Origin of the sequence: Polynucleobacter asymbioticus QLW-P1DMWA-1 (assembly GCF_000016345.1) — a bacterium.
GTDB classification, from domain to species: domain Bacteria; phylum Pseudomonadota; class Gammaproteobacteria; order Burkholderiales; family Burkholderiaceae; genus Polynucleobacter; species Polynucleobacter asymbioticus.
This window is the reverse complement of sequence record NC_009379.1, coordinates 1-26,201: the sequence shown is the minus strand read 5'-3', so window position 1 is coordinate 26,201 and position 26,201 is coordinate 1. Positions and strand designations below refer to the sequence as shown.

Genomic DNA, 26,201 nt, shown 5'->3' with positions numbered 1-26,201 from the left:
CGACTATTACTTTTTACGACGGAAACGTGCAATTGCAGCCAACTGTGCAGCCGCCATTGCAAACTCAGACTGGGCCAGGGCCATATCAAAGTCTGTGCCACGATTTTGCATCGCCTCTTCAGCACGTTTCTTAGCTTCAATTGCTTTAGCTTCATCAAGATCATGACCGCGAATAGCAGTATCTGCTAGCACGGTAACGCGATCTGGCTGAACCTCTAAATAGCCGCCCGCTACGAAAACAAATTCTTCATCACCATCGGCTTTTTCAATGCGAACTGAGCCTGGACGAATACGTGTAATCAAAGGAGTGTGGCCGCGCAAAATGCCGAGCTCACCACTTTCACCAGGAAGCGCTACAAACTTAGCTTCCCCGCTGAAAATAGACTGCTCAGCACTTACTACATCGACGCGTATGGTTGACATAATTTCCCTAGATGAGTTCGATTAAAGCTTCTTGGCTTTCTCGATGGCTTCATCAATTGAACCCACCATGTAGAACGCTTGCTCAGGCAAGTGATCCAATTCGCCGCTGCAAATCATTTTGAAACCACGGATGGTTTCTTTCAATGGAACGTATTTGCCTGGTGAACCAGTAAACACTTCAGCAACGTGGAAAGGCTGGGACAAGAAACGTTGAATCTTACGAGCGCGTGACACAGCCAATTTATCTTCCGGTGACAATTCGTCCATACCCAAAATCGCAATAATGTCGCGCAATTCTTTGTAACGTTGCAATGTCATCTGTACATCACGAGCTACTTCATAGTGCTCTTGACCAACCACTTGTGGATCGAGCTGACGGCTGGTTGAATCCAATGGATCAACCGCCGGGTAAATACCCAATGCAGCGATATCACGTGACAACACAACTGTGGAGTCTAAGTGCAAGAAGGTTGTAGCAGGTGACGGATCGGTCAAGTCATCCGCAGGAACGTAAACGGCCTGAATAGAGGTAACAGAACCAGTCTTAGTGGAAGTAATACGCTCTTGCAATTTACCCATCTCTTCAGCCAAAGTAGGTTGGTAACCCACAGCAGAAGGCATACGACCAAGCAAAGCAGAAACTTCAGTACCGGCCAATGTGTAACGGTAGATGTTATCAACGAAGAACAAAATGTCACGACCTTCGTCACGGAATGCCTCAGCCATCGTCAAACCAGTCAACGCAACGCGCAAACGGTTACCAGGAGGCTCATTCATCTGACCAAACACCATCGCCACTTTGTCGATAACGTTAGATTCTTTCATCTCGTGGTAGAAGTCATTACCCTCACGAGTACGCTCACCAACACCGGCAAAGACTGATAAACCTGAGTGTTGCTTTGCGATGTTGTTAATTAATTCCATCATGTTCACGGTCTTACCAACACCCGCACCACCGAACAAGCCAACCTTACCGCCTTTAGCGAACGGGCAAACCAAGTCAATAACCTTAATGCCGGTTTCGAGCAAGTCAACAGAAGGTGACAGTTCATCAAACTTCGGTGCTGGCTGGTGAATAGCGCGACGCTCTTCAGTAGCAATCGGGCCTGCATCATCAATTGGGCGTCCTAAAACGTCCATAATGCGACCCAAAGTTGCTGGACCAACTGGTACAGAAATTGGCTTGCCTGTAGATTTCACTTCCATGCCTCGACGTAAACCATCGCTGGCGCCCATGGCAATCGCGCGAACTACGCCATCACCAATTTGTTGCTGAACTTCAAAGGTCAAGCCTTTTTCAGCAAATGATTTTTCGCCGCTCTCAACTAATGTCAATGCATCATAAATGTTTGGCATTTTGTCGCGTGGGAACTGAATGTCCACCACTGGACCGATACACTGCACGATATTTCCGTTACTCATCGCATTTCTCCGCTTTTAATTCCTGAATTCTTTCGTATTCTTAAACGCTGACCGCTTAAACCGCAGCCGCTCCGCCAACAATTTCTGACAACTCTTTAGTAATAGCAGCCTGTCGTGTTTTGTTGTATTCCAATTGCAATTCGCCAATCACGTTCTTCGCATTATCTGAAGCGGCCTTCATAGAGACCATGCGTGCAGACTGCTCAGAAGCCATGTTTTCAGTAACAGCCTGATAGATCATTGCCTCAACATAACGCTTTAGCAGGCCATTCAAAATAGACTCTGCGTCAGGTTCGTAGATGTAATCCCAAGAATTTCCTGCTTTATCTTCAGGCACCAATGCTGCTGGCTCCAAAGGCAAAAGCTTTTCTAAAACAGGCTCTTGTTTCATGGCATTAACAAAGCGGTTGTATGCCAAATAAACAGCATCAATCTCGCCTCGCTCAAACGCTTCTAATTGGGCAATAATTGCACCAATCAAAACATCCATATGGGGAGTATCGCCAATTTGGATTGTTTGAGAAATCAGTTTTGCTTTTGAGCGGTTCAAAAACTGCAAACCCTTTGAACCAATTGCCGTGTAGACAATCTCAATATTTTTTTCCTGCAAATCGCGCACTTGGTTAGTAATAAAGCGCAGTACGTTGGTATTTAAACCACCGCACAGGCCTTTATCAGTTGTAACCAAAATCGTGCCAACTTTCTTTACTTCACGAGCTTCCATATAAGCAGGGCGGAACTCAGGATTAGCTTTAGAAAGGTTGGCGACAATCTCACGAATTTTTTCAGCATAGGGGCGCGCATTGCGCATGCGTTCCTGGGCGCGACGCATTTTGGATGCGGCGACCATTTCCATTGCCTTCGTGATCTTGCGCGTGTTTTGCACGCTCTTGATCTTAGATCGTATCTCTTTTGTGCTTGCCATGATTTATGCGAGCCCTCTTAGAAAGAGGCAGAACGCTTGTAATCCTCAATCGCGGCGCGCAAAGCAGCTTCGTCATCTTTGCTCAAGTCTTTGGTTTCTTCAATACGCGCAACTAAGTCAGCGTACTTAGATTTCAAGTGGTCTTGCAAACCTTTTTCGAAGGCCAATACGTTCTTCACTTCGAGGTCATCGAAATAGCCGTTGTTAACAGCGTAAAGTGAAGCAGCCATTTCCCAAACTTGGAGTGGCTTGTATTGAGCTTGCTTACACAATTCAGTAACGCGACGACCGCGCTCGAGCTGCTTGCGGGTTGCTTCGTCAAGGTCAGATGCAAACTGAGCAAACGCTGCCAATTCACGATATTGCGCTAAGTCGGTACGAATACCGCCAGACAATTTCTTAATCACTTTAGTTTGTGCAGCACCACCAACGCGGGAAACAGAAATACCGGCGTTAATCGCAGGACGTACGCCAGCGTTAAACAAGTCGGTTTCCAAGAAAATCTGGCCGTCAGTAATCGAAATAACGTTGGTGGGAACGAATGCAGAAACATCACCAGCTTGAGTTTCAATAATTGGCAATGCGGTCAAAGAACCAGTTTTGCCTTTTACTGCGCCGTTGGTGAACTTCTCAACATATTCAGCATTTACACGAGCAGCGCGCTCGAGCAAGCGTGAGTGGAGATAGAACACGTCGCCAGGATAAGCTTCGCGGCCTGGTGGGCGGCGGAGCAACAAGGAGATTTGACGATAAGCAACTGCTTGCTTGGTCAAGTCATCGTAAACAATCAAAGCGTCTTCGCCGCGATCGCGGAAGTATTCACCCATAGTGCAACCTGCGTAAGCAGAGAGGTACTGCATCGCTGCAGACTCAGAAGCACTCGCTGCAACAACAACGGTGTACTCCATCGCGCCCAATTCTGTGAGCTTGCGAACAACGTTAGCAATAGTAGAAGCTTTTTGACCAATCGCAACGTAAACGCAATAAACGCCTTTACCTTTTTGGTTAATGATCGCGTCAACCGCAACAGCTGTCTTACCAGTTTGGCGGTCGCCAATGATTAACTCACGCTGACCGCGGCCAATTGGAACCATCGCATCAATCGCCTTCAAACCAGTTTGCACTGGCTGGCTAACAGATTGACGTGCGATAACGCCAGGAGCAACTTTTTCAATAAAGTCAGTTAACTTCGTGTTGATTGGGCCTTTGCCATCAATCGGTTGACCAAGTGCGTTTACAACGCGACCGAGCAACTCTGGGCCAACTGGAACCTCCAAAATGCGGCCAGTACATTTGACTGGGTCGCCTTCTTTAATGTGGGTGTATTCACCCAACACCACGGCACCAACAGAATCACGCTCAAGGTTTAATGCGAGGCCGATAGTGTTGTTAGGAAACTCCAACATTTCGCCCTGCATAACGCCTGACAAACCATGTACGCGGCAAATACCGTCGGTCACTGAAATAACGGTGCCTTCGTTGCGAACTTGGGAGTCAACGCCCATTTCGCTAATTCGGCTTTTGATCAGCTCGCTGATCTCGGAAGGGTTGAGTTGCATTACTTACTCCTGGGTCTTATTTCGTATGTTCTTAATAGGGATCACTTATGCGCCAAGACTTGCTTGCATTTGAGCTAACTGGGCCTTAACTGAACTATCCATTACTTCATCGCCAACTTGAATGCGAACTCCGCCAATCAATGTTGGATCAACTTGGATAGTTGGGCGCAATTCCTTACCCCCAAAGCGCTTCTTCAAGCTTGACAACAAATCATTTAACGCAGAACCCTCTAAAGGGAATGCGCTGGTAATGCTTACTTCTGCGGCACCTTCACTTTTGTTCTTCATTGCCTCAAATTGATGGGCAATTTCAGGAACGGCTGCTAAGCGATGGTTTTGATTTATTAGATTCAAAAAGCTGGCAACTTTACCGTCTAGCTTGGTCTTCACCATGCCAGAAAGCAGTTTGCTCAAATCATCAGCAGATACTTTTGGATTGTTTGACAAAGCAGCCACTTCTGGCAAAGCAGCAAGCTGCGCCAATTCATTTAACTGCTCCAAACATCCGGCGAGCTCAGCTGGCTTAGCACTTTGAAAAAGTGCTTCAGCATAAGGACGTGCAATAGTGGCTAATTCAGCCATATCAAAGTTCTGCCTTTAGTTGATCAAGTAATTGGCCGTGTGCTTTTGCATCTACTTCACGACGCAAAATTTGCTCGGCGCCTTTAACAGCAAGAACAGCAACTTCAGCGCGCAATACTTCACGGGCACTAGTAACTTGTTGATCTGCATCTTGCTTAGCTTGAGTAATGATTCGAGCGGCTTCAGCTTGTGCGTTAGCACGAATTTCGTCGGCTGACATTTGTGCACGTTTTTCAGCTTCAGCAACGCGTTGAACACCTTCTTGGCGTGCTTTTGTTAATTCTTGCTCAGCTTCATTGCTTGCCAGTGCGAGTGCTTCTTTACCGCGCTCGGCAGCAGCTAAACCATCAGCAATTTTGCTTGAACGCTCGTCTAACGCCTTAACCAGCGGTGGCCACACGAAGCGTGCAACAACCCACCATAAGACGAAGAAAACGATCATTTGCGCGAATAGGGTCGCGTTCAGATTCACGATATTCCTTTCAGTATTGTTGAGAACAGTTGGATGACTCGGTGGTCATCCACGCCAAAACAATTACTTAATAACTGCGAGCAGTGGGTTTGCGAAAGCAAACAACATTGCAACACCAACGCCGATCAAAAACGCAGCGTCGATCAAACCAGCCAAAAGGAACATCTTAGTTTGGAGTGGCTCCATCAATTCTGGTTGACGTGCACAAGCTTCAATGTATTTACCACCCATCAACGCGATACCCAAACAAGCGCCGATAGCGCCGAGGCCGATGATGATACCGATACAAATAGCTGTTGAACCTTGAATAGTTGCGAGAAATGCTTGCATGTTGCTGACTCCTGAAGTTAAAAGAGGTAAGTTAAAAATAAAATCTTAGTGATGGCTATGCGCTTGCCCGATGTAGACCAAGGTCAACATCATGAAAATAAAGGCTTGCAACAAAATAACCAAAATGTGGAAGATGGCCCAAGCTGATCCTGCAATAACATGGCCCACCAAACCGAACAGGGTTAAATCTAAATTAAAGGTCCATACGCTACCAAGCAGGGCGATCAATAAGAAGACCAACTCGCCAGCGTACATATTTCCGAAAAGTCGCATTCCCAAAGAAACGCCTTTCGCCAAATATTCAATGATGTTCAATGCCAAATTGAACGGCGCCAAATACCACTTTGCGCCAAATGGGGCAGAGATCAGCTCATGCAAGAACCCGCCAAAACCTTTTACTTTGAAGCTATAGAAGAAAACCAAAATTAGAACTGACAAGGACATACCCATTGTCGCGTTTAAGTCGGTTGTTGGAACCATGCGGTTGTGTGGAACATGGCCACCAAAATTTCCAATGAAATGATTTACGCCCAAAACCCAATCTACAGGAATTAAGTCAAGGGTATTTAAGAGAATGATCCAAAAAAATACGAAGAGGGCGAGAGGCGCAATAAAAGTGCGATCACCATGAACAATGCTTTTGGCTTGCGTATCTACCATCTCAACAATCATTTCAATCAAAGACTGAAACCGGCCAGGAACACCAGGAGTTGCACGACGTGCTGCAATCAGCAAAATAAATACCGCAATAAGACCCATCAATGAGGCCCAAAAAATGGTGTCTAAATTAATGACGCTGAAATCAACGATGGATGATTGATGCTCACCAGTGCTGGTGAGATTTTGTAAATGCTCAGAAATGTACGCAGTTGGCGTCATTTGCTCGGCTGCCTCGTGGGCTTGGTTTACTTCGCTAGACATCTCTTAACTAGTCCTTTGTTTCATCTCAATTGTCACTACTTAGCGCCAAAACCACGCTAGCCATACACATTTCAAGGCTAGCAAATAAGTCACCAGCAATGGGACCCACAGCACGCCAGGGACTAAAAAAGCAATCCCAATAAACATCATTAATGTCACGGCGATTTTTATAAATTCGCCAGATACTAATGCTGCCAAAAATCTTCCTGGATTTAATCTTTGCGATTTTTTTGCCAACTCCAACCTCGTTAAAAACAAGGCTGTAGGCAAGACGCTAATTAAACCACCTAAAAAGGCCGACTGAGTATAAAGGCTTACCCCTACCGGCGCCCCAAAAATTGACCAAAACACCATGCTAAGCGCTGTAATCACTATTTGAGCCAAAACTATTTTCCAAGGAGATAGGGCGCGGTACTTGCTAGCATCGCTTTTTTGCAGCGCAGCAATTTCTTCTTTGCTATAGACCCGATACACCTCTTCTTCGGGCTCATCCCAGTCATCTACATCAGAAAATCGATTTTTTTGAGGAATCAATTTAGCCCCGAAAGTTTAAAGTGTGCAGTGCAATATGTCAAAGGATTTGGGGACATTTTTAAACCTTGTTAGGATTGAACCCCTAATTTTTTTAATAGGGAATCAAGCTCATCAAATTGGCTAAAGTGAATTCGAAGCTCGCCGCCTTTGCCTTTAAGCTTAAATTCCGTGTTCAGGCCTATTAAATCGGCAATCTCTTGAGTAAGGCGACGCATATCTGGGTCCTTGCTTGAGGAGGCCGAGCCGCCTTTGCCATTAGTTTTTTTGTCGCCTATTTGCCCGCCCGCAATCACCAAAGCTGCAGTCATTCTTTCGGCCTCACGAACTGATAAGCCCTGAGCCGCGATTCTTTGCGCCAATGCCACCTGGCTTGCTCCTGGAAGGGGAAGTAGTGCGCGGGCATGGCCCATGTCGATATCACCCGCCAGCAACATCGACTGAACTGGCTTAGCAAGCTGAATAAGGCGCAACAAGTTTGTAATTGCACTACGAGACTTACCTACTGCTTTGGCAGCCTGTTCATGGGTAAATCCAAACTCTTCAATCAAGCGCGCCAATCCTTGTGATTCTTCAAGCGGATTTAAATCCTCTCGCTGCATATTTTCTACTAGCGCCATAGCTGCTGCTGCCTCATCGTCAGCGCCAGATACCAGTACTGGCACCTCCTTAAGACCAGCAATCGTAGCCGCACGAAAACGTCGCTCGCCGGCAATAATTTCATATTTACCCGGTCCAACTAAGCGAACCAACAGCGGCTGCATGATGCCTTGCTCGCGAATGCTCTCAGCCAATTCTTGCAAGGCTCCCGCCTCCATTTTTTGACGCGGCTGATACTTGCCTGCCTGTAACGCTGTTAAGGGCAAGCGATTGATATCGGTAGAAGGGCTAACTGCTGAAGTCTTTTCTCCTAGCAAGGCCTCCAAACCCCTACCTAAACCTTTTTTCTTAATGGCAACCATGATCTTTAATCTTTCAAAAATTACATTTGTTTAATGCGCTCAACCATCTCGGCACCAAACTCTAAGTACGCTTTTGCACCGCGTGAAGACTTATCAAAAGCTACGCCAGGAAGTCCATAAGATGGGGCTTCTGCAAGACGCACATTACGCGGAATAATTGTTTTGAAAACCTTGTCGCCAAAATGCTCAAGCAATTGATCGGACACTTGCTGCTGCAAGGTCATGCGCGCGTCGAACATGACGCGCAATAAACCAATGATGACTAAATCTGGATTTAAATTTGCGTGAACTTGTTTGATCGTGTTCACCAAATCTGACAAGCCTTCCAATGCAAAGTACTCGCACTGCATTGGAACAATCACGCCATTAGCTGCGCATAAACCATTGAGCGTTAATAAAGACAATGCAGGTGGGCAGTCGATCAAAATAAAATCATAGTCATCAATAACCTGAGAAAGGGCATCTTTTAGGCGAGCTTCACGCGTATCTAAATCTACTAATTCAATTTCAGCGCCTGCTAAATCGCGGTTGGCCGGAAGCACGTCATAACCAGAGCTTTCGCATTGCTTGGAACACTCCTTTACAGATGCAAGACCAATCAACACCTGATAAACGCTGGTTGTTAAATCTGCTTTTTCTATGCCAGAGCCCATGGTGGCATTGCCTTGGGGGTCTAAGTCAACGAGTAAAACACGCTGTTGAAGTCCAGCTAAACCTGCGGCTAAATTAACAGCTGTAGTCGTTTTACCAACCCCGCCTTTTTGATTTGCAATACAGAATATTTTTGCCATGGTTGCTTTAGTTTTACTTAGATGGGGAGTGGTAATTTTCTCACGGGGGTGAGAACTAAAAGGCGTCGCTCTACTGCTAGATTAGGGATGTGCAAAGGCTCATCAGCCAATAAATGCCAATCTTGCATTGATACATTTTGCATTTCCTCATCAGCCCGTTTTGCCTTCATGGCAAATACAAGCCCATCAGGCTTTAGCAGGGGAAGAGAAAGATCAAGGAATCGGGCTAAATTAGTAAAAGCGCGGGAAATGACTGCATCAAATTGCCCAGATTGTTGCAATGCAACATTTTCTACTCTATCACTTATGACTTCAATGTTTTTAAGTTTTAGCTTGCCGCGCACATGCTGCAAAAAAGCCGTCTTCTTACGAATAGCCTCGATCAGAGTAAGGCGCCAATTTGGCTCAACAATGGCAATAGGTATCGCTGGCAAGCCACCACCGGAACCTAAGTCTGCAATTTTAGGATTTTGCTGTGGAAGAAAACGTCTCATGACAGGCAAAACTGCAATAGAATCAATGAGATGTAGCCGTATAGACCCTTCCTCATTATCGATTGCAGTCAAATTATGAACCTGATTCCAACGTGTCATTTCTTGCAAAAAAAGCTCTAAGTCAGCAACATTTTGGGGGCTTAAATCTAGTCCTAATTGCTCTATACCTAAGGCCAGCAATCCTTCGGTCATATCGTCTCTTGAGTGCGGCCCAAGCCTTTTTTAAGATGCACCAACAGTAAAGATAGCGCTGCTGGAGTAACCCCCGAAATTCGTCCTGCTTGGCCCAAAGTTTCGGGCTTATGGAGATTCAGCTTTTGTTGAACCTCCTTAGAAAGGCCTAGAACCTGCGAATAATCCAAACCCTCCGGAAGGGGAAAAGTTTCGTTGTGCTCTTGTCGCGCAATTTCTACTGCCTGACGCTCTATATAACCCTGATATTTAACCGAAATCTCCACCTGGTCGCTAATTTGTGCAGCCAAACCAAGATCATCATCCAATGATTCCGGTGCCCAAATCCGATTGCCGAGAGCGGTGATTGCTTCATAAGTAATGCCGGGGCGGCGCAAAAGCTCGGTTAAGTTGCACTCATGCGATAGCTCTTGTCCCAAAAGTTGCGTCACTAGGGGGGCGATCTCATGTTTTGGTCCAACCCAAATATCCTTCAGGCGAGATGTTTCACGTGAAACAGCTTCCTGTTTTCTGCAAAAGACCTCCCAACGATAGTCGTCAACCAAGCCCAAATCTCTACCAATGGCGGTTAAACGCATGTCCGCATTGTCTTCGCGAAGACTTAAACGGTATTCAGCTCGACTAGTAAACATTCGGTAGGGTTCCTGAACGCCGCGGGTAATCAGATCATCCACCAAGACGCCAATATAAGACTCACTACGCTTTGGCAACCAAGCCTCTTTGCCTTGGGCTGCTAGGCCCGCATTAATACCGGCTAACATCCCTTGGGCGGCAGCCTCTTCATAACCCGTTGTGCCATTAATCTGACCCGCAAAATACAATCCGCCAATGGCCTTAGTCTCTAAACTATGGCGCAAGTGGCGCGGATCAAAGAAATCGTACTCAATAGCATAGCCAGGGCGCACAATTACCGCAGATTCTAGACCGCGGATGCTGCGTACCAATTCCCACTGAACATCAAAAGGCAGGCTAGTTGAAATTCCATTGGGATAGAACTCATTTGTGGTTAGGCCCTCAGGCTCTAAAAAGATTTGGTGACTATTTCTCGAGGCAAAACGATGGATTTTGTCCTCAATAGAAGGGCAATAGCGTGGGCCAACCCCTTCAATCACACCGGTATACATTGGAGAGCGGTCTAAGCCTCCACGAATAATGTCGTGGGTTTGCTCATTAGTATGGGAAATCCAGCAAGGAACCTGTTTAGGATGCTGCTCGGGACGGCCCAAATAAGAGAAGACTGGGACGGGATCTAAATCGCCCGGCTGCTCCAGCATGACTGAAAAATCAATTGTTCTGCCATCAATACGGGGTGGAGTGCCGGTTTTTAATCTCCCCTGAGGAAGTTTTAATTCCTTTAATCGGGCAGAGAGAGAAACGGCGGCAGGATCACCCGCGCGTCCGCCAGCATAATTATTTAGTCCAACGTGAATCTTGCCATCTAAAAAGGTGCCGGCTGTTAAAACTACCTTTTTGGCCATAAACTCCAGACCCATTTGAGTAACAACGCCCTGGACTTCATCACCTTTAACCAAAAGATCATCGACTGCAGCCTGAAACAAGGATAAATTGGGCTGATTTTCCAAGCGACGGCGTATTGCGGCCTTATATAAAACTCGATCGCCTTGGGCGCGAGTAGCTCTCACTGCAGGACCCTTGCTCGAATTGAGAATGCGAAATTGAATTCCTGCCTCATCGGTAGCCGCCGCCATGGCGCCGCCCATAGCATCAATTTCTTTAACTAGGTGTCCTTTGCCAATTCCACCAATTGATGGGTTGCAGCTCATTGCGCCTAAATTCTCAATGCTATGGGTAATCAGTAGGGTGTCGCAGCCCATGCGTGCTGATGCTAGAGCAGCTTCAGTCCCAGCGTGACCGCCGCCCACTACGATGACATCGAAATTTTTGGAATAACGCATGATTTGCCTCAGATAGGGCGATGATCATAGCATTTTGTTTGTTTCACGTGAAACAAAACCCAAAAAAATACTAGTAAAACAATCGGTTGCTTTATAAGTATATGATTTAATTCAAGAAATATGCGTTCCAAGCAGACTTCAGAATAAGGGCGCTCACAATTACTAGGAATACCTTCCTAACAAATCCACTCCCATGCTTAATTGCAAGACGGCTGCCAAACTGACTGCCTGCAATATTGGCGATCATCATGACAAACCCAAGCGGCCAATTAATTTGGCCCAAGCTAGCCAACATCAGTATTGCTGCAAGATTGGTGGAAACGTTAACGAGCTTAGTTGCTGCAGATGCATGCAAAAAATCAAATCCAAAGAAACGCACAAATCCAAACAATAGAAAACTTCCTGTGCCAGGACCAAAGAATCCATCATAAAAACCAATAGTGAGGCCAAGAAGTAAAGCTTTAAATTTTTGATAGTGGCTTACTTCTTTTGGCGCATGGGCCTCGCCTAGGGAAGGCTGAAACCAGGTATAGATTAATAAAAATACTAAAACGAAGGGAAGCGCTTTACGCAAAGGCTCGGCAGGAAAATGACTTACAGCGTTCGCCCCCATAAGGGAGCCTACAAAAGCAGCCACGATCGCAGGACCAACCACCGCCCAAGGCAAAGAAACGTGTCGAAGAAATTTACGAGCAGCATTCAGGGTTCCCCCAACAGAGGCAAGCTTGTTGGTAGAAAGCAAAGTTGCCGGAGGAACGTCGGGATAGGCTGCAAAAAGGGCGGGGACTTGGATGAGACCACCTCCGCCTGCAACAGCATCAACTAGGCCAGCAAAAAATGCTGCGCAAAAAAGCAGTGGCCAGATGTAAATGGAAAATTCGATGGGAGGCCCAATCAAAAAAAATCTTAAGGTCTTACGAGATTGCCTTATTCAAAGATTATTTTAGCGAAAGGAATTTATAAATGTCATTTCACATTTAGCTACTATTACAATCAAATCATGGATTTCTCCTTAACGCCCAAACTAGAAGCGCTGCGGGATCGTACGCGAGCATTCATTCTCGAACAAGTTATTCCGCTCGAAAAAGATCCACGACAAAATGAGCATGGACCATCCGAAGAGTTGCGCAAAGATCTCATCGAGCTTGCCCGTAAAGAGGGCCTACTAACACCACACGCTTCAATTGAGATGGGCGGCCTAGGATTAAGCCACGTAGAGAAAGCAGTAATCTTTGAAGAGGCTGGCTACTCCTGTTTGGGTCCAATAGCCATGAATATTCACGCACCCGATGAGGGGAATATTCATTTGATGGAAGAGGTTGCTACTCCTGAGCAGAAAGAGCGTTGGCTAAAGCCACTAGCTCAGGGAAAAATTCGTTCTTGCTTTGCAATGACAGAACCAGCCCCCGGAGCAGGTTCAGACCCCTCCATGCTGGCAACTACCGCAATCAAAGACGGTGACGACTATCTCATCAATGGACGCAAGTGGTTTATCACTGGGGCCGAAGGGGCAGATTTCGTAATTATCATGGCGCTCGGTGAAGACGGCACTGCCACTATGTTTCTCTCTGATATGAATGTGCCTGGAATAGAGCTTGTTCGCAATATGGACGCAATGGACAGTTGCTTTACTGGCGGACATGGAGTTTTGCAGTTTACGAATTTGCGCGTTCCAGCTAAAAATATCTTAGGTGAGTTTGGTAAAGGATTTAAATATGCTCAGGTGCGTTTGGCGCCAGCCCGACTGACACACTGCATGCGCTGGCTTGGGCAAGCGCGCCGAGCTCAAGATATAGCAATTGCCTACGCACAACAAAGAGAAGCTTTTGGGAAAATTTTAGGCGCACATGAAGGCGTAGGCTTCATGTTGGCAGATAACGATATGGATCTACAAACATCCAGACTACATATATTGCAAACTGCTTGGCTGTTAGACCAAGGCCAGCGCTGCAATTATGAATCGAGTCGTGCCAAGGTTGTTTGTTCTGAAGCTGAGTGGCGCGTAGTAGATCGCTGTGTACAAATTTTAGGTGGCCAGGGTGTTACCGGTGAAACAGCGTTGATGAAAATATTCAAAGATATGCGGGGCTTCCGCATCTATGATGGCCCAAGCGAAGTACATCGCTGGAGTATGGCTCGCAAACTTATTGGAAACAAAGAATCTAAGTGATGGATATCAATCAGCTGTTTCGATTGGATAATAAAACCGCTTTTATAACGGGTGCGTCTAGCGGCATTGGCAAACACTGCGCCATTCTATTGGCTCAGGCAGGCGCAAAGGTAGCTCTTGCTTCCCGGCGGGTTGATCAACTGCAATCCGTGGTTGATGAAATCACTGGACTTGGTGGACAAGCCAAAGCTTTTGAGTTGGATGTAACAAATAACAAAAGTGTTGTTCGGTGTTTTGATGAGCTAACACATTGGGACATGCCAACAATCATCATTAACAATGCTGGCATGAGCGTCAACCGCAAACTTCTTGATCAAACTGAGGAAGATTGGGATCGAGTAATAGATACCAATCTAAAAGGGTCTTGGCTCGTTGCAACCGAGGCAGCTAGAAGACTTGCCGCCACCAACACCCCTGGAAATATTGTGAATGTCGCTTCCATTTTGGGTGAGCGAATTATTGGTGGTGTTGCCCCTTATGTCATTTCCAAAGCAGGGGTTATTCAAAGTACCAAGGTGATGGCTTTAGAGTTGGCGCGGCAAGAGATTCGTGTAAATGCACTTTTACCCGGCTATGTTATTACCGATCTCAATCGAGATTTTTTATTAAGTGAGGCAGGACAGAAAATTCTGACCCGCATTCCTACGCGGCGTTTTAATAACCTAGAGGATCTCAATGGTCCACTTTTGTTGTTGGCCTCAGATGCAAGTAAAGCTATGACAGGCACGACTCTCGTGGTTGACAGCGGGCACCTCATCAGCGGGCTTTAAGAAAAAGATGTCTTCCGAAACCGTCGTTTTTCAAGAGCAGCTTTCTAACTATCTCAAGGATATTGGACTGACAGATGGTCCTATAGGGCTTAGCCAACTGACTGGCGGACAATCAAACCCTACTTATAAAATCAGTAGTGGCAGCAAGCATTACGTTCTCAGAAAAAAACCGGGGGGCGTCTTATTGCCTTCAGCCCACGCAGTAGACAGAGAATATCGAGTAATGAAGGCTCTCGCCAACACTAATGTTCCAGTACCCCAAATGCTTGCTTACTGCGAGGATGAAAGCATCATCGGTACGGCGTTTTTCGTGATGGAATATTTAGATGGTCGTGTTTTTATTGACCAGTCACTTACGCAACTCCAGGCAACTGAACGCCATACGCTTTACGAAGAAATGAATCGCACTATCGCTGCAATTCATAAACTTGACTATGTTGCGCTTGGATTGGAAAGTTTTGGAAAACCAGGAAATTACTTTTCAAGGCAAATTGCCCGTTGGTCAAGGCAAGTGCGTGATGCCAACATTCCCATACCTGACTCATTAAATAAACTAATGGATTGGTTGCCAGAAAATATTCCTAATGAAGACGAAACCTCTCTAATCCACGGCGATTTTCGTATGGATAACTTGATTTTTCATAAAACTGAATTACGCGTTATCGGGGTATTGGATTGGGAGCTTTCAACCTTAGGCAATCCATTGGCTGATTTTGCCTATCAATGCATGGCCTGGAGGATAGCCCCCACCTTGTGGCGCGGAATACAGGGCTTAGATTTAAAAAGTCTTGGGATTCCAAGCGAGGCTGAATATATCGCCATGTATGAAAAGCGGATAGGTCGGCCAATAGCCGAACACTGGCCCTTCCTTATGGCTTACAACCTCTTCCGAATTTCAGCCATTTTGCACGGCATTACCAAACGGGCAATGGATGGCAATGCCAATGCCAGTGACGCGATCGAGAATGGTAAAAAGGCCGGGGCACTTGCCGATTTAGGTTGGGCTTGCGCGCAACAATAAAGCGCTTACTTTTTAGTAAAGATTCCCACAAGGCCTCGACGAAAGGCCATCACACAGAAGATAAAGATGAGTCCTGTAACGATGGTGACTGACTCGCCCAAAGAATTAAACCAGGCTATGCTGGTGATCTCAGCTAAGAAGTTGCCAATTTCTCCAACCCGATGCTCAAGCAGAACAATCACCAAAGCCCCAACAAATGGACCGGCCATCGTTCCAACACCACCAACCAAGGTCATCAAAATAACAAGGCCAGACATTGTCCAGTGAACATCCGTCAGGGTTTCAAAACCCAACACCAGAGCTTGGGTGCTGCCTGCTAAACCAGCAAGTGCAGCTGATAAAACGAAAACGAGGAACTTAAAGCGGTTAACTTTGTATCCCAAAGAAATCGCGCGCGGCTCATTCTCTTTAATCGCTTTTAGAACCTGGCCAAACGGGGAGGTAATAATTCTTTGGATAAATACAAAGCCGGCAACAGTAATTGCCAGTACAAAATAGTACAGATTTAAGTCGTTTTGCAAGTCAATCAACCCAAATAAATCCCCTCTCGGGATGCCTTGGAAACCATCCTCACCACCGGAGGCTGGTGCTTGCAAGCAAATAAAATAGAACATTTGCGCTAAAGCCAAGGTAATCATTGAGAAATAAATGCCTTGGCGCCGAATTGCTAGACCACCAATAAGCGCCCCTAAAGCGGCGGCAAACAAAACCCCGATAGCGATACCTGCAGCAGGACCAACACCCATGTCCCGCATTAGATATCCAGCGCAATATCCTGCGCCTCCAAAGAATGCAGCATGCCCAAAAGATAAAAGGCCTGTGTAGCCTAGAAGTAAATTAAAGGCCGCCGCAAACAAGGCAAAACTTAAAATCTTCATTAAAAAGATTGGATAAGCAAAAAAAGGCGCTGCAATAGCGAACCCAAGCAGGACTAACAAAATTAAGAGTTTAGGTAGCTTCATTTTTCGCGCCCAAACAATCCTGCCGGTCTAAACAACAAGACAATCACCATGATGGCAAACACTACGGTACTAGAGGCTTGCGGATAAAAAACCTTGGTGAGGCCCTCAATCAAACCCAAACCTAAGCCAGTCAGAATTGAGCCCATGATCGAGCCCATTCCGCCAATCACTACAACAGCAAAAACAATAATGATGAGGTTAGAGCCCATCAAAGGAGAAATTTGAATAATAGGCGCCGCAAGAACGCCAGAGAATGCAGCAAGCGCAACACCAAACCCATAGGTTAAGGTTGTCATTAGTGGGAAGTTCACCCCAAAAGCTTGTACAAGCTTTGGATTTTCAGTCCCAGCGCGCAAATATGCGCCGATGCTGGTCTTTTCTATGATGTACCAAGTAGCAAAGCAGACCGTTAATGAAGCAAACACCACCCAGGCACGATAATTTGGCAACACCATAAAACCCAAATCGGTAGCCCCACCAAGTGCTTCGGGGGTGTTATAAGCAAGCCCAGAGGCTCCGTAGATTGAGCGCAAAACGCCCTCAATAAATAAGGTAAGGCCAAAGGTTAACAATAAGCCATAAAGATGATCTAGTTGATATAGGTGACGAAGTAAAAGTCGCTCAATCACAATTCCCACCAGACCAACAATCAACGGGGACAACAAAAGCATCACCCAGTAGTTAATTCCGAAATACTGCCCTGCCATCCAAGTCACAATAGCGCCCAACATAAACATGGCGCCGTGTGAAAAGTTAATCACATTGAGAAGGCCAAAGATAACAGCCAACCCCAAGCTTAGGATTGCATAAAAGCTGCCGTTAACCAGCCCCAAAAGGAGCTGGCTTAACAGAGCGGAACTAGAGAGGCCGAAAATTTCCAAGATTTACTTATTCAACAAAGCGCATTTTGAATCAGGCGGAATTGTGAAAGCTTTTTCTCCAGAAAGTGTGGATACAAGCTTGTAGTAATCCCATGGGCTTTTAACTTCTGCTGGAGTTTTCACTTCATAGAGGTACATGTCGTGAACCATGGTGCCATCTTTGCGGATATAGCCATTTTTGGTGAACATATCGTTAATTTTGGTCTTGCGTAATTGGGCCATTACCTTATCGGAATCATCTGTACCCGCTGCTTTAACCGCATTAAGGTAAGTCATTGTGGATGAGTAGTCGCCGGCCTGAACCATACTTGGCATGCGCTTCATTTTTTCCATGAAACGGCCAGCAAATTTACGGGTTTGGTCATTTTGATCCCAGTACCATGCGGTAGTAGCCAAAAGACCTTGTGCGTTTTTAATGCCAATAGCGTGCACATCAGTAATAAACACTAACAAACCAGCAAGCTTCATGGTTTTGGTAATACCAAACTCATTAGCCGCCTTAACAGAGTTAATCGTATCTCCGCCGGCATTAGCCAAACCAAGAACTTGGGCTTTTGAGTTTTGAGCTTGGAGTAAATAAGAAGAAAAATCGCTGGCGTTTAGTGGGTGCTTTGAGTCGCCTAACACTTTACCGCCATTAGCAAGCACTACATTTGATGCGTCTTTTTCAAGTGCATAGCCAAAAGCGTAATCCGCAGTTAAGAAATACCAATTTTTATAACCCTTATCAACCAAGCCTTTGGCTGAGCCATTAGCCAAAGCAATTGTGTCATAGGTGTAGTGAATTGTGTAAGGGCTACATTGCTCATTTGTTAAAGCAGATGTACCGGCACCATTATTAATATAAATACGCTTTTTCTCAGCGGCTACCTTGGCTGTGGCTAAGGCGGTTCCAGAATTTGTACCGCCAAAAACAACGCTTACGCCATTTTGATCAATCCACTCTCTTGTTTTCGATGCGGCAACGTCTGCTTTATTTTGGTGGTCAGCAGAAATAATTTCAATTTTTCTACCATTTACGGTGCCACCAAAATCTGCAACCGCCATCTTCATGGCCTCTAAGCCTCCCTGACCATCAATGTCGGAATATAAACCTGACATATCTGTAATAAAACCGATTTTTAATGGCGGTTGATCTGCCGCACCAGCATTACCTGCAACTGCAACCAAAGCGGCAGCCGCAATAGAAATCAAAGTTTGTTTCATTATTTTTCCTTTTAAAGAAGCGCCCAATTTAAACCCCTAAATAACCATTTAATAACTCAGCTTTGGCCTCTAGCTCAGAGTGTTGAACTACCTCAACAATCTGGCCACCCTCTACAACATAATGCCTATCAGCGAGGCCCGCTGCAAATCTAAAGTTTTGCTCTACAAGAACAATCGTAAAACCCTTATTTCTGAGTTTGGTTACCACCTCACCCAGTTTTTGCACAATCACCGGCGCAAGACCTTCGGTAATCTCGTCCAACAGCAAAAGCTTTGCGCCCGTTCTCAAAATTCTAGCCATCGCCAACATTTGCTGTTCACCGCCAGAAAGTCGGGTGCCAGGGCTATTCCGTCTTTCATAAAGATTGGGGAACATTTCATAAATTTCTTCTACATCCATACCGCCCGAAGATACTTTGGGCGGAAGTAATAGGTTTTCTTCTGTGTCCAGACTGGCGAAAATACCGCGCTCTTCTGGGCAATAGCCAATACCAAGACGAGCGATTTGGTACGTGGGCAAAGCAATGGTCTCCTTGCCGAAGACCTCAATAGAGCCTTTTCGTTTGCTCGTAAGGCCTAGTATGGTCTTCAAAATAGTGCTTCTGCCTGCGCCATTTCTTCCCAGAAGAGTCACAACCTCTCCATCTCGTACAGAAAAATTCACACCATGCAAAATATGGGACTCCCCATACCAAGACTCTAAGTTTTTAACCTCTAACGCCACATTACTCATAGGGCATCACCCCCGTGGCTGCCCATATATGCCTCAACCACCAAAGGATTGCTAGACACCTCTTGGTACGAGCCTTCAGCCAAGACAGATCCTCGCTGTAAAACTGTAATTTTATTGGCGATAGAAGCAATCACCTTCATATTGTGTTCAACCATGAGGATAGTTCTCCCCTTGGCAACGCGATCGATTAACCGTGTAACGTGGTCAACGTCCTCATGTCCCATACCTTGGGTAGGCTCATCTAAGAGCATCAACTCTGGCTCCATGGCCAAGGTAGTTGCAATTTCAAGGGCCCTTTTGCGTCCATAAGCTAAGTTGAGGGTTTCTTTATGGGCAAACTCCTCCAAACCAACCTCATGCAACAACTCTAAAGCGCGGTCATTCAAAACATTTAAAGAAGAGCCGGATTTCCAAAAAAAGAACTCTGTTCCCAATCCTCGCTGCAGTGCAACACGAACATTCTCTAAAACTGTTAAGTGTGGGAAAACAGCTGAAATCTGAAAAGAGCGAATAATTCCACGGCGGGCTATTTCGGCTGGCGCTTCTTTTGTAATGTCAAAACCATTAAATAAGATTTGGCCACTGGTTGGCTCCAAGAACTTAGTAAGCAAGTTGAAGCATGTTGTTTTTCCTGCGCCATTGGGACCAATTAGGGCGTGAATGGTACCGCGAGTGACCTTGAGGTTCACGTCCGTAACTGCAGAAAACCCTTTAAAGGATTTTCCCAACCCAATTGTCTCTAATATTATTTCTTGCAAGTTGATGGCCTCTACCCTCTAGCGGGGCAACTTGTTGAGAATAACCGAAGATGCAACAGCCATACATAGCAATAACCCTAAAGCACTAAGGGAAAAAAGTCTTAAGGGGTTTGGTTTGTTTTGAGAAAACCATGAATTGCGGATCGAGTAAGCTCATCTAAAACATCAAGAGGCACGCGCTGTGATCCCTGGACAATCATGAGCGCATATGGCTTTGCAAGTGCTGCAGCTTCTGGACACAGGCGTAACTCCTCGCCCTCTGCGGGAGACTGACTACGCCAGTAATTAATGGCTGCCTCGAGCTCTTGGATTGTGACGTACAACATCAGTGGTTTTATTTATCTTTAAGCGCAAGCATGGTCCCGCGACACTTTTTTGCGCCACAACGACATTCGTAATCTTTTTTCATTTGTTTGCTGATGCGCCCCTCAACATCCAAGGAGTAGTCATAAAACAACTCCTCACCAACCTTCAAGCTACGTTTAGCGTAAATAAACACCCGAGGTTTGCCTTCGAAGGAGTCTTCTCGTGTTTCACAACTAGGTTTGCAAGAATGGTTAATCCAGCGCGCTGCATTGCCGCCATATTTGGCATCAATGACTCGACCATCTTCTAGGGAAAAATAAAAAGTGTGATTTGGATCTTTAGGGTCGTGTGGATGGCGCTTTTCAGCCAACTTCCAACTAATGCGCTCGCCTTTGTATTCAATAATGGCCTGCCCCTTTTTAATTGGTTTGGCCACAAAGACCCCTTTCCCATGAATGGGTGAGGATTTAACAACAATAGAAGATCGGTCCACCTTTGGTGGTTTTAATTTTTTAGATGCCATTTTTAAACGTCTAGGTTCCGAGCAATCAATGCGTTCTTTTCAATGAACGCGCGACGAGGCTCAACCTCATCACCCATTAATGTTGTAAATACTTGGTCTGCAGCAATTGCATCCTCTATCTTCACTTGCAGCAAGGTCCGAGAGCTTGCATCCATTGTGGTCTCCCACAACTGAGAAGGGTTCATCTCGCCCAGACCCTTATAGCGTTGACGACTCAATACGCGCTCAGCCTCTGACAATAACCATGAGAAGGCAGCCCTAAAGTCATTAATTGTTTGCTCTTTCTGATTCTTGTCTGGATCGCCACGACGCACTTTGGTGCCGGGCAATACTTTGCCAGATAAAACAGCTGCGGCATTAGCAAGGCTTTGATAATCATCGCCATGAACAAAATCTGAGTTAATGGTTGAAAGCTTCAGATTGCCGTGAATGCGGCGGGACAGCAACAATCTAAATCGTTCTGTGCGGTCCTCTTTCTGAACAATGATCTCCGGGGGGAGCGCCAATGGGTTTAATGAATCAGCGAGTGCCTGTCTTAAGCGATCGGCTGATTCATTTGCAGATTTTTCTGTATCTAAATTTAACTGTGTACCCGATGCAATTGCTCGTAAAGCATCCTCATCGATCGTGCGGGATAAACGGTCAACAATAGATTGGATAACTTGGTAGTGCTTAGCCAACTCGTTTAGCGACTCACCCTCAATGACTTCACCAGTAGGCGTTTGTAAAGAAGCGGTCTCGAGCGCAATTTTCAATAACAACTGATTTAATTCGTTGTCATCTTTTATGTATTGCTCATTTTTTCCAAACTTAACTTTGTAGAGTGGTGGTTGAGCAATATAAATATGGCCACGCTCAATCAACTCCGGCATTTGTCTATAAAAGAATGTCAGCAACAGCGTACGAATATGGCTTCCGTCAACGTCCGCGTCGGTCATGATGATGATTCGGTGATAGCGAAGTTTGTCGGCTTTATATTCTTCAATTCCAATACCAGTACCCAAGACAGTGATTAAGGTAACCACCTCTTGGCTTGCTAGCATTTTGTCGAAACGCGCTTTTTCTACGTTAAGGATTTTTCCTTTTAAAGGAAGAATTGCTTGAAAGCGACGATCGCGGCCTTGTTTGGCTGAGCCGCCTGCAGAATCACCCTCGACAATAAACAATTCAGATTTGGTTGGATCCTTTTCTTGACAGTCGGCCAGCTTACCAGGCAAACCAAGCCCATCCAATACACCTTTACGCCTGGTCATGTCACGCGCTTTGCGCGCTGCCTCACGAGCACGTGCTGCATCAACTATCTTGCCGCACAGAATCTTCGCGTCGGCTGGACGCTCTTGTAGGTATGCACTGAGTGCTTCCGCAACAATCTCTTCTACAGGGCCGCGCACCTCACTTGAAACTAATTTATCTTTTGTTTGGCTTGAGAATTTAGGCTCTGGAACTTTCACCGATAACACGCAGGCTAAGCCTTCACGCATATCGTCACCGGAAATTTCTACTTTGGCCTTTTTAGCAACTTCATTTTCATCAATGTATTTATTGATGACACGAGTCATTGCAGCACGCAGGCCAGTTAAATGGGTTCCACCATCGCGCTGTGGAATGTTATTTGTAAAACAAAGTACTTGCTCACTAAAACTATCATTCCACTGCATAGATACTTCGGCAGTAATTTGTCCACCTAAATCTGAAGGGCGAACACCCTCAGCATAAAAAATATTCGGGTGTAAAACATTCTTAGTTTGATTGATATATTCAACAAAACCTTTAACACCGCCAGAGAATGCAAAATCTTCTTCTTGCCCTGTGCGCTGATCAATCAACTTAATGTGCACACCATTATTTAAGAATGAGAGTTCACGAATACGTTTAACTAGAATTTCATAATGGAACTCTACATTTCCAAAAATAGTTTCATCCGCCAAGAAATGAACTTCCGTACCCGAGAGCTCGGTATCACCAGTAACCGTGATTGGGGACACCATTACCCCATCTTCATCTACAACATTACGGTTTTGGATAACGCCGCGCGCAAACTCCATATAGTGCGCCTTACCATCACGACGAATGGTAAGTTTTAACCACTTAGATAGTGCATTTACACAACTAACACCCACACCATGAAGACCGCCAGAAACTTTATAGCTGTTTTGGTCGAACTTACCACCAGCATGCAACTCAGTCATTACGATTTCAGCAGCACTTCTTTTGGGTTCGTGTTTATCGTCGTATTTAATACCCGTTGGAACGCCGCGCCCGTTATCAACAATTGAAATTGAATTATCAGTTTGAATAACAACCGTGATTTCCGAGCAATAGCCTGCTAATGCTTCATCAATCGAATTATCCAAGACCTCAAAAACCAAATGATGAAGGCCTGTGCCATCAGATGTATCTCCGATGTACATCCCTGGGCGTTTACGAACAGCCTCAAGACCTTCTAAGATTTGAATCGATGCAGCACCGTACTGCTCTACTACTTTTTTTTCTTCAGTCATTTTTTTCTAAATTAAATGCGCATTGGCATCACTACATACTTAAAATTTTCTGATCCAGGTAAGGTCACAACCGCACTACTGTTTGCGTCACCTAGACTTATTTGAATTTTTTCATTTTTGAGGTTTGATAAAACATCCAATAAATAACTGACATTAAAACCAATCTCAACTGCGTCGCCGCTATATTCAGTTTCAATCTCTTCCTGAGCTTCTTCTTGCTCAGCATTAGTAGATTGAATAGTGATTCGGTTAGGGGATAAGGAGAAGCGCACCCCTTTAAATTTATCAGTAGTCAAGATAGCGGCTCGTTGCAAAGCTGCTTGTAATGCATCACGACCTACCACTAAGGTATTTTTGTGGCCCTTTGGAATAACGCGTTGAAAATCAGGGAACTTACCTTCAACCAGTTTTGAAATCAACTCAATGTCACCAAAGGAAAACTTCACTTGATTTGCAGTCAAGCTAATTTCAAGAGACTCATCAGAATCTTCTAATAAATGTTGGCACTCTAAAATTGTTTTTCTAGGAATAATAATTTCCTGCCGCTGGCCCGATCCAGATGGTGCCTCGGTTAACTCAACCCGGGAAAAAGCTAAACGATGACCGTCGGTAGCAACAGCTACAACCTCTTTACCCTCCACTACCAACAACATACCGTTGAGGTAATAGCGAATATCCTGCTGAGCCATTGAGAAATGAACTTGGCTAATTAATTGACGAAAACTTTTTTGCGTCATGCTCCATGCAGCAGTTACCTCACCAACGCTTTGCATTACCGGAAACTCTGTTGCGGATAAGGTTTGAAGTGAGAACCGGCTTTTTCCGCTTTGCACAACCATACGGTTGTCTTTTAAATTTAAAGAAACTTCACCTTCTGGAAGCGCTCGCAAAATGTCTAATAATTTTCTGGCAGCAACGGTAGTTGTGACATCCTCAGAACCAACGCCAAAATTTGCATTGGTTGTAATTTGAATTTCAATATCCGTAGAGATAAAAGAAACCTTCTCACCATTCTTCTTAAACAATAAGTTGGCCAAAATAGGAAGTGTGTGTCTACGCTCAACAATGCCACTCACCACCTGTAGTGGTTTTAATAAGCTATCGCGCGAGGTGTTAACAAGTTGCATTGCTTTTAAATCCTTGTATATATCTAAGTAGTAATAGTAATAAGGGTTCGCTTTTCCGTGGATAAGTCAAAAACCTTCTATAAAACAATGTGTTGCACACTAAAAAACCTGTGGAAAACTTCTGTATAAACGCTGCATCAATTTGGGATAACTTATTTTCAACACCCTATTTTTGCATGAAGCGAGAACTTTCCACAATTTATCCACACTTAATCCCCAAACTTATCCCAAGGGTTACCCACAGGCTTATCCACAGGCAAAATTTAAGCTTTTAAGGTTTGCTCTATTACATGGATTTCATGATTTAACTGGCTATCGTGAGAACGTTCCTCACCAATTTTACGAACAGCATGTAAAACAGTTGTGTGGTCTCTTCCGCCAAACAATTCACCAATCTCTGGCAGACTCTTTTGAGTTAACTCTTTAGCCATAAACATAGCAATTTGACGAGGACGTGCAATGTTGGCGGGCCGCTTCTTCGAATACATGTCAGCGACCTTGATGCTATAAAAATCTGCAACCGCTTTTTGGATGTTTTCTACTGAAATCTGCCTATTTTGGATGGAAAGAAGGTCTTTTAAGGCTATTCGGGCTACATCAATGGTGACCTCACGCCCGTGGAAGCGTACAAAGGCCAGTATCTTACGAAGCGCACCCTCTAACTCACGAACGTTGGAGCGCAGATGTTTAGCCACAAAAAATGCGACATCTTCTGTCATGGGGATGCCCTCGCTAGCCGCTTTTTTCATCAAAATAGCCACTCGCATCTCTAATTCAGGGGGTTCTATGGCCACTGTGAGGCCGGAATCAAACCGTGAAATGAGGCGGTCATCAATCCCAGCCATTTCCTTTGGGTAGGTATCACTAGTAATAATGACTTGAGACTTATTGCTTAATAGGGCCTCAAAGGCGTAAAAAAACTCTTCCTGGGTTCTAGACTTGCCGCTAAAAAATTGGATGTCATCAATTAATAGTAGGTCGAGCGAGTGGTAGTAGCGCTTAAAACGATCAAAAGCTTTTTGTTGGTAGGCTCTAACGACGTCCGAAACGTATTGTTCGGCGTGTATATAGCGAATTCTGGCGTTTGGCTTCTCTTTTAATAAGTGGTTGCCGATGGCGTGAATAAGGTGGGTTTTGCCCAGCCCAACCCCCCCATATAAAAACATTGGGTTGTAGGATGTTCCTGGGTTATGTGCCACTTGAATAGAGGCTGCCCTAGCTAATTGGTTTGCTTTTCCGGTTACAAATGTCTCAAAAGTGAGGTTTGGGTTCAGTTTTGAGTGGTCTTCAATCTCAAATGATTGCTCTTCAACCGAAATAATGGGTGAAGACTCGTCCTGGGATTGTGGCTCTGACATGTCAATTTCAGGCGCCGGTACATTGCTTGGGGTGGGAGCACTACCCTCCACAGCAAGAACAAAATTAATATTAATTGGGCCAGAAAAATACTCAGATGCAAGCTCTTGAAAGCGATCCGCAAAAGTTTTCTTAATCCAGTCTAACTTAAATCGATTGGGGGCGCCAACAGTTAGTGAGCAGTCACTCTCATCGAAAGACACAAGTGTTAGGGGCTGTATCCATGTTTTAAATTGCTGGGGCGACAGCTCGCGGGAAAGTGCACTAATGGCACCATCCCAAAAACCCAAGGGGCTTATTGAATTCAAGGCGGGGGGATTTTGTAAGTTGCTCATATTTTTGGAGGATCCATTGTAGCTAGGCGGCA

The 26,201-nt window shown here is 45.3% G+C and carries 27 protein-coding genes; 3 read left to right on the top strand and 24 right to left on the bottom strand.

Annotated elements, in window-relative coordinates:
* Nucleotides 1-6: 6 nt before the first annotated feature.
* The 14 genes from PNUC_RS00135 to PNUC_RS00070 form a co-directional block, all read right to left on the bottom strand.
* Nucleotides 7-423, bottom strand: coding sequence for a F0F1 ATP synthase subunit epsilon (locus tag PNUC_RS00135; RefSeq protein ID WP_011901875.1), 417 nt, complete (start codon nt 421-423; stop codon nt 7-9).
* Between the two features lie 21 nt (nt 424-444).
* Complete coding sequence (gene atpD / locus PNUC_RS00130; protein WP_011901874.1) at nt 445-1,845, bottom strand: F0F1 ATP synthase subunit beta; 1,401 nt, start codon at nt 1,843-1,845, stop codon at nt 445-447.
* 55 nt (nt 1,846-1,900) lie between these two features.
* Entirely contained in the window at nt 1,901-2,770 is an 870-nt protein-coding gene (gene atpG / locus PNUC_RS00125) for a F0F1 ATP synthase subunit gamma (protein WP_011901873.1), read from the bottom strand.
* Nucleotides 2,771-2,787: 17 nt separating this feature from the next.
* Nucleotides 2,788-4,329 carry a F0F1 ATP synthase subunit alpha gene (gene atpA, locus PNUC_RS00120; protein WP_011901872.1) on the bottom strand — a complete coding sequence of 514 codons (1,542 nt, stop codon included), beginning with the start codon at nt 4,327-4,329 and terminating at the stop codon, nt 2,788-2,790.
* A 45-nt stretch (nt 4,330-4,374) separates the two neighbouring features.
* Entirely contained in the window at nt 4,375-4,911 is a 537-nt protein-coding gene (locus tag PNUC_RS00115) for a F0F1 ATP synthase subunit delta (protein ID WP_011901871.1), read from the bottom strand.
* A 1-nt stretch (nt 4,912) separates the two neighbouring features.
* Nucleotides 4,913-5,383, bottom strand: coding sequence for a F0F1 ATP synthase subunit B (locus PNUC_RS00110; RefSeq protein ID WP_011901870.1), 471 nt, complete (start codon nt 5,381-5,383; stop codon nt 4,913-4,915).
* A gap of 63 nt (nt 5,384-5,446) precedes the next feature.
* On the bottom strand, nt 5,447-5,713 hold the full coding sequence (gene atpE / locus PNUC_RS00105; RefSeq protein ID WP_011901869.1) for a F0F1 ATP synthase subunit C: 267 nt from the start codon (nt 5,711-5,713) through the stop codon (nt 5,447-5,449).
* Between the two features lie 45 nt (nt 5,714-5,758).
* Entirely contained in the window at nt 5,759-6,634 is an 876-nt protein-coding gene (gene atpB / locus PNUC_RS00100; RefSeq protein ID WP_011901868.1) for a F0F1 ATP synthase subunit A, read from the bottom strand.
* Between the two features lie 39 nt (nt 6,635-6,673).
* Complete coding sequence (locus PNUC_RS00095; protein WP_011901867.1) at nt 6,674-7,168, bottom strand: ATP synthase subunit I; 495 nt, start codon at nt 7,166-7,168, stop codon at nt 6,674-6,676.
* A gap of 68 nt (nt 7,169-7,236) precedes the next feature.
* A complete protein-coding gene (locus tag PNUC_RS00090; RefSeq protein WP_011901866.1) occupies nt 7,237-8,127 on the bottom strand; it encodes a ParB/RepB/Spo0J family partition protein in 891 nt (296 codons plus the stop codon).
* Between the two features lie 20 nt (nt 8,128-8,147).
* The gene (locus PNUC_RS00085) at nt 8,148-8,918 is read right to left on the bottom strand and encodes a ParA family protein (protein ID WP_011901865.1); all 771 of its coding nucleotides are present in this window, start codon (nt 8,916-8,918) and stop codon (nt 8,148-8,150) included.
* A 17-nt stretch (nt 8,919-8,935) separates the two neighbouring features.
* On the bottom strand, nt 8,936-9,604 hold the full coding sequence (gene rsmG / locus PNUC_RS00080; RefSeq protein ID WP_011901864.1) for a 16S rRNA (guanine(527)-N(7))-methyltransferase RsmG: 669 nt from the start codon (nt 9,602-9,604) through the stop codon (nt 8,936-8,938).
* Nucleotides 9,601-11,520, bottom strand: a complete 1,920-nt coding sequence (gene mnmG / locus PNUC_RS00075) for a tRNA uridine-5-carboxymethylaminomethyl(34) synthesis enzyme MnmG (protein ID WP_011901863.1) — start codon at nt 11,518-11,520, stop codon at nt 9,601-9,603. Before mnmG ends, rsmG begins: the two co-directional genes overlap by 4 nt.
* A 106-nt stretch (nt 11,521-11,626) precedes the next feature.
* A complete protein-coding gene (locus tag PNUC_RS00070) occupies nt 11,627-12,418 on the bottom strand; it encodes a TSUP family transporter (RefSeq protein ID WP_011901862.1) in 792 nt (263 codons plus the stop codon).
* 102 nt (nt 12,419-12,520) lie between these two features.
* Here PNUC_RS00070 and PNUC_RS00065 point away from each other — a divergent pair, with 102 nt between their 5' ends.
* The 3 genes from PNUC_RS00065 to PNUC_RS00055 are packed head-to-tail and all read left to right on the top strand — an operon-like array spanning nt 12,521 to nt 15,481.
* A complete protein-coding gene (locus tag PNUC_RS00065) occupies nt 12,521-13,690 on the top strand; it encodes an acyl-CoA dehydrogenase family protein (RefSeq protein ID WP_048812029.1) in 1,170 nt (389 codons plus the stop codon).
* On the top strand, nt 13,690-14,460 hold the full coding sequence (locus PNUC_RS00060) for an SDR family NAD(P)-dependent oxidoreductase (protein WP_011901860.1): 771 nt from the start codon (nt 13,690-13,692) through the stop codon (nt 14,458-14,460). Before PNUC_RS00065 ends, PNUC_RS00060 begins: the two co-directional genes overlap by 1 nt.
* 7 nt (nt 14,461-14,467) lie before the next feature.
* The gene (locus PNUC_RS00055; protein WP_011901859.1) at nt 14,468-15,481 is read left to right on the top strand and encodes a phosphotransferase family protein; all 1,014 of its coding nucleotides are present in this window, start codon (nt 14,468-14,470) and stop codon (nt 15,479-15,481) included.
* Nucleotides 15,482-15,486: 5 nt separating this feature from the next.
* Here the strand turns inward: PNUC_RS00055 and PNUC_RS00050 are convergent, their stop codons facing one another.
* The 10 genes from PNUC_RS00050 to dnaA all read right to left on the bottom strand — a co-directional run bounded on the left by PNUC_RS00050 (nt 15,487) and on the right by dnaA (nt 26,169).
* Nucleotides 15,487-16,443, bottom strand: coding sequence for a branched-chain amino acid ABC transporter permease (locus tag PNUC_RS00050; protein ID WP_011901858.1), 957 nt, complete (start codon nt 16,441-16,443; stop codon nt 15,487-15,489).
* Nucleotides 16,440-17,324 carry a branched-chain amino acid ABC transporter permease gene (locus PNUC_RS00045; protein WP_011901857.1) on the bottom strand — a complete coding sequence of 295 codons (885 nt, stop codon included), beginning with the start codon at nt 17,322-17,324 and terminating at the stop codon, nt 16,440-16,442. Before PNUC_RS00045 ends, PNUC_RS00050 begins: the two co-directional genes overlap by 4 nt.
* 3 nt (nt 17,325-17,327) lie before the next feature.
* Nucleotides 17,328-18,530, bottom strand: coding sequence for an ABC transporter substrate-binding protein (locus PNUC_RS00040; RefSeq protein WP_011901856.1), 1,203 nt, complete (start codon nt 18,528-18,530; stop codon nt 17,328-17,330).
* Between the two features lie 28 nt (nt 18,531-18,558).
* A complete protein-coding gene (locus PNUC_RS00035) occupies nt 18,559-19,263 on the bottom strand; it encodes an ABC transporter ATP-binding protein (RefSeq protein ID WP_011901855.1) in 705 nt (234 codons plus the stop codon).
* Nucleotides 19,260-20,027 carry an ABC transporter ATP-binding protein gene (locus PNUC_RS00030; protein WP_048812027.1) on the bottom strand — a complete coding sequence of 256 codons (768 nt, stop codon included), beginning with the start codon at nt 20,025-20,027 and terminating at the stop codon, nt 19,260-19,262. The genes PNUC_RS00035 and PNUC_RS00030 overlap by 4 nt, the downstream gene beginning before the upstream one ends.
* A gap of 95 nt (nt 20,028-20,122) precedes the next feature.
* Nucleotides 20,123-20,347 carry a DUF3717 domain-containing protein gene (locus PNUC_RS00025; protein WP_011901853.1) on the bottom strand — a complete coding sequence of 75 codons (225 nt, stop codon included), beginning with the start codon at nt 20,345-20,347 and terminating at the stop codon, nt 20,123-20,125.
* An 8-nt stretch (nt 20,348-20,355) separates the two neighbouring features.
* Entirely contained in the window at nt 20,356-20,850 is a 495-nt protein-coding gene (locus PNUC_RS00020; RefSeq protein WP_011901852.1) for an SET domain-containing protein, read from the bottom strand.
* A 2-nt stretch (nt 20,851-20,852) separates the two neighbouring features.
* Nucleotides 20,853-23,351, bottom strand: coding sequence for a DNA topoisomerase (ATP-hydrolyzing) subunit B (gene gyrB / locus PNUC_RS00015; RefSeq protein WP_011901851.1), 2,499 nt, complete (start codon nt 23,349-23,351; stop codon nt 20,853-20,855).
* 11 nt (nt 23,352-23,362) lie between these two features.
* On the bottom strand, nt 23,363-24,478 hold the full coding sequence (gene dnaN, locus PNUC_RS00010; RefSeq protein ID WP_011901850.1) for a DNA polymerase III subunit beta: 1,116 nt from the start codon (nt 24,476-24,478) through the stop codon (nt 23,363-23,365).
* Between the two features lie 263 nt (nt 24,479-24,741).
* A complete protein-coding gene (gene dnaA / locus PNUC_RS00005; RefSeq protein WP_011901849.1) occupies nt 24,742-26,169 on the bottom strand; it encodes a chromosomal replication initiator protein DnaA in 1,428 nt (475 codons plus the stop codon).
* Nucleotides 26,170-26,201 lie beyond the last annotated feature (32 nt).

Bases quoted from the DNA above. Each gene is read 5' to 3' on its own strand.
- PNUC_RS00135 (WP_011901875.1), bottom strand. From the start codon at position 423: ATGTCAACCATACGCGTCGATGTAGTAAGTGCTGAGCAGTCTATTTTC.
- atpD (WP_011901874.1), bottom strand. From the start codon at position 1,845: ATGAGTAACGGAAATATCGTGCAGTGTATCGGTCCAGTGGTGGACATT.
- atpG (WP_011901873.1), bottom strand. From the start codon at position 2,770: ATGGCAAGCACAAAAGAGATACGATCTAAGATCAAGAGCGTGCAAAAC.
- atpA (WP_011901872.1), bottom strand. From the start codon at position 4,329: ATGCAACTCAACCCTTCCGAGATCAGCGAGCTGATCAAAAGCCGAATT.
- PNUC_RS00115 (WP_011901871.1), bottom strand. From the start codon at position 4,911: ATGGCTGAATTAGCCACTATTGCACGTCCTTATGCTGAAGCACTTTTT.
- atpE (WP_011901869.1), bottom strand. From the start codon at position 5,713: ATGCAAGCATTTCTCGCAACTATTCAAGGTTCAACAGCTATTTGTATC.
- atpB (WP_011901868.1), bottom strand. From the start codon at position 6,634: ATGTCTAGCGAAGTAAACCAAGCCCACGAGGCAGCCGAGCAAATGACG.
- PNUC_RS00090 (WP_011901866.1), bottom strand. From the start codon at position 8,127: ATGGTTGCCATTAAGAAAAAAGGTTTAGGTAGGGGTTTGGAGGCCTTG.
- PNUC_RS00085 (WP_011901865.1), bottom strand. From the start codon at position 8,918: ATGGCAAAAATATTCTGTATTGCAAATCAAAAAGGCGGGGTTGGTAAA.
- rsmG (WP_011901864.1), bottom strand. From the start codon at position 9,604: ATGACCGAAGGATTGCTGGCCTTAGGTATAGAGCAATTAGGACTAGAT.
- mnmG (WP_011901863.1), bottom strand. From the start codon at position 11,520: ATGCGTTATTCCAAAAATTTCGATGTCATCGTAGTGGGCGGCGGTCAC.
- PNUC_RS00065 (WP_048812029.1), top strand. From the start codon at position 12,521: ATGGATTTCTCCTTAACGCCCAAACTAGAAGCGCTGCGGGATCGTACG.
- PNUC_RS00060 (WP_011901860.1), top strand. From the start codon at position 13,690: ATGGATATCAATCAGCTGTTTCGATTGGATAATAAAACCGCTTTTATA.
- PNUC_RS00055 (WP_011901859.1), top strand. From the start codon at position 14,468: ATGTCTTCCGAAACCGTCGTTTTTCAAGAGCAGCTTTCTAACTATCTC.
- PNUC_RS00050 (WP_011901858.1), bottom strand. From the start codon at position 16,443: ATGAAGCTACCTAAACTCTTAATTTTGTTAGTCCTGCTTGGGTTCGCT.
- PNUC_RS00040 (WP_011901856.1), bottom strand. From the start codon at position 18,530: ATGAAACAAACTTTGATTTCTATTGCGGCTGCCGCTTTGGTTGCAGTT.
- PNUC_RS00035 (WP_011901855.1), bottom strand. From the start codon at position 19,263: ATGAGTAATGTGGCGTTAGAGGTTAAAAACTTAGAGTCTTGGTATGGG.
- PNUC_RS00025 (WP_011901853.1), bottom strand. From the start codon at position 20,347: ATGTTGTACGTCACAATCCAAGAGCTCGAGGCAGCCATTAATTACTGG.
- PNUC_RS00020 (WP_011901852.1), bottom strand. From the start codon at position 20,850: ATGGCATCTAAAAAATTAAAACCACCAAAGGTGGACCGATCTTCTATT.
- gyrB (WP_011901851.1), bottom strand. From the start codon at position 23,351: ATGACTGAAGAAAAAAAAGTAGTAGAGCAGTACGGTGCTGCATCGATT.
- dnaN (WP_011901850.1), bottom strand. From the start codon at position 24,478: ATGCAACTTGTTAACACCTCGCGCGATAGCTTATTAAAACCACTACAG.
- dnaA (WP_011901849.1), bottom strand. From the start codon at position 26,169: ATGAGCAACTTACAAAATCCCCCCGCCTTGAATTCAATAAGCCCCTTG.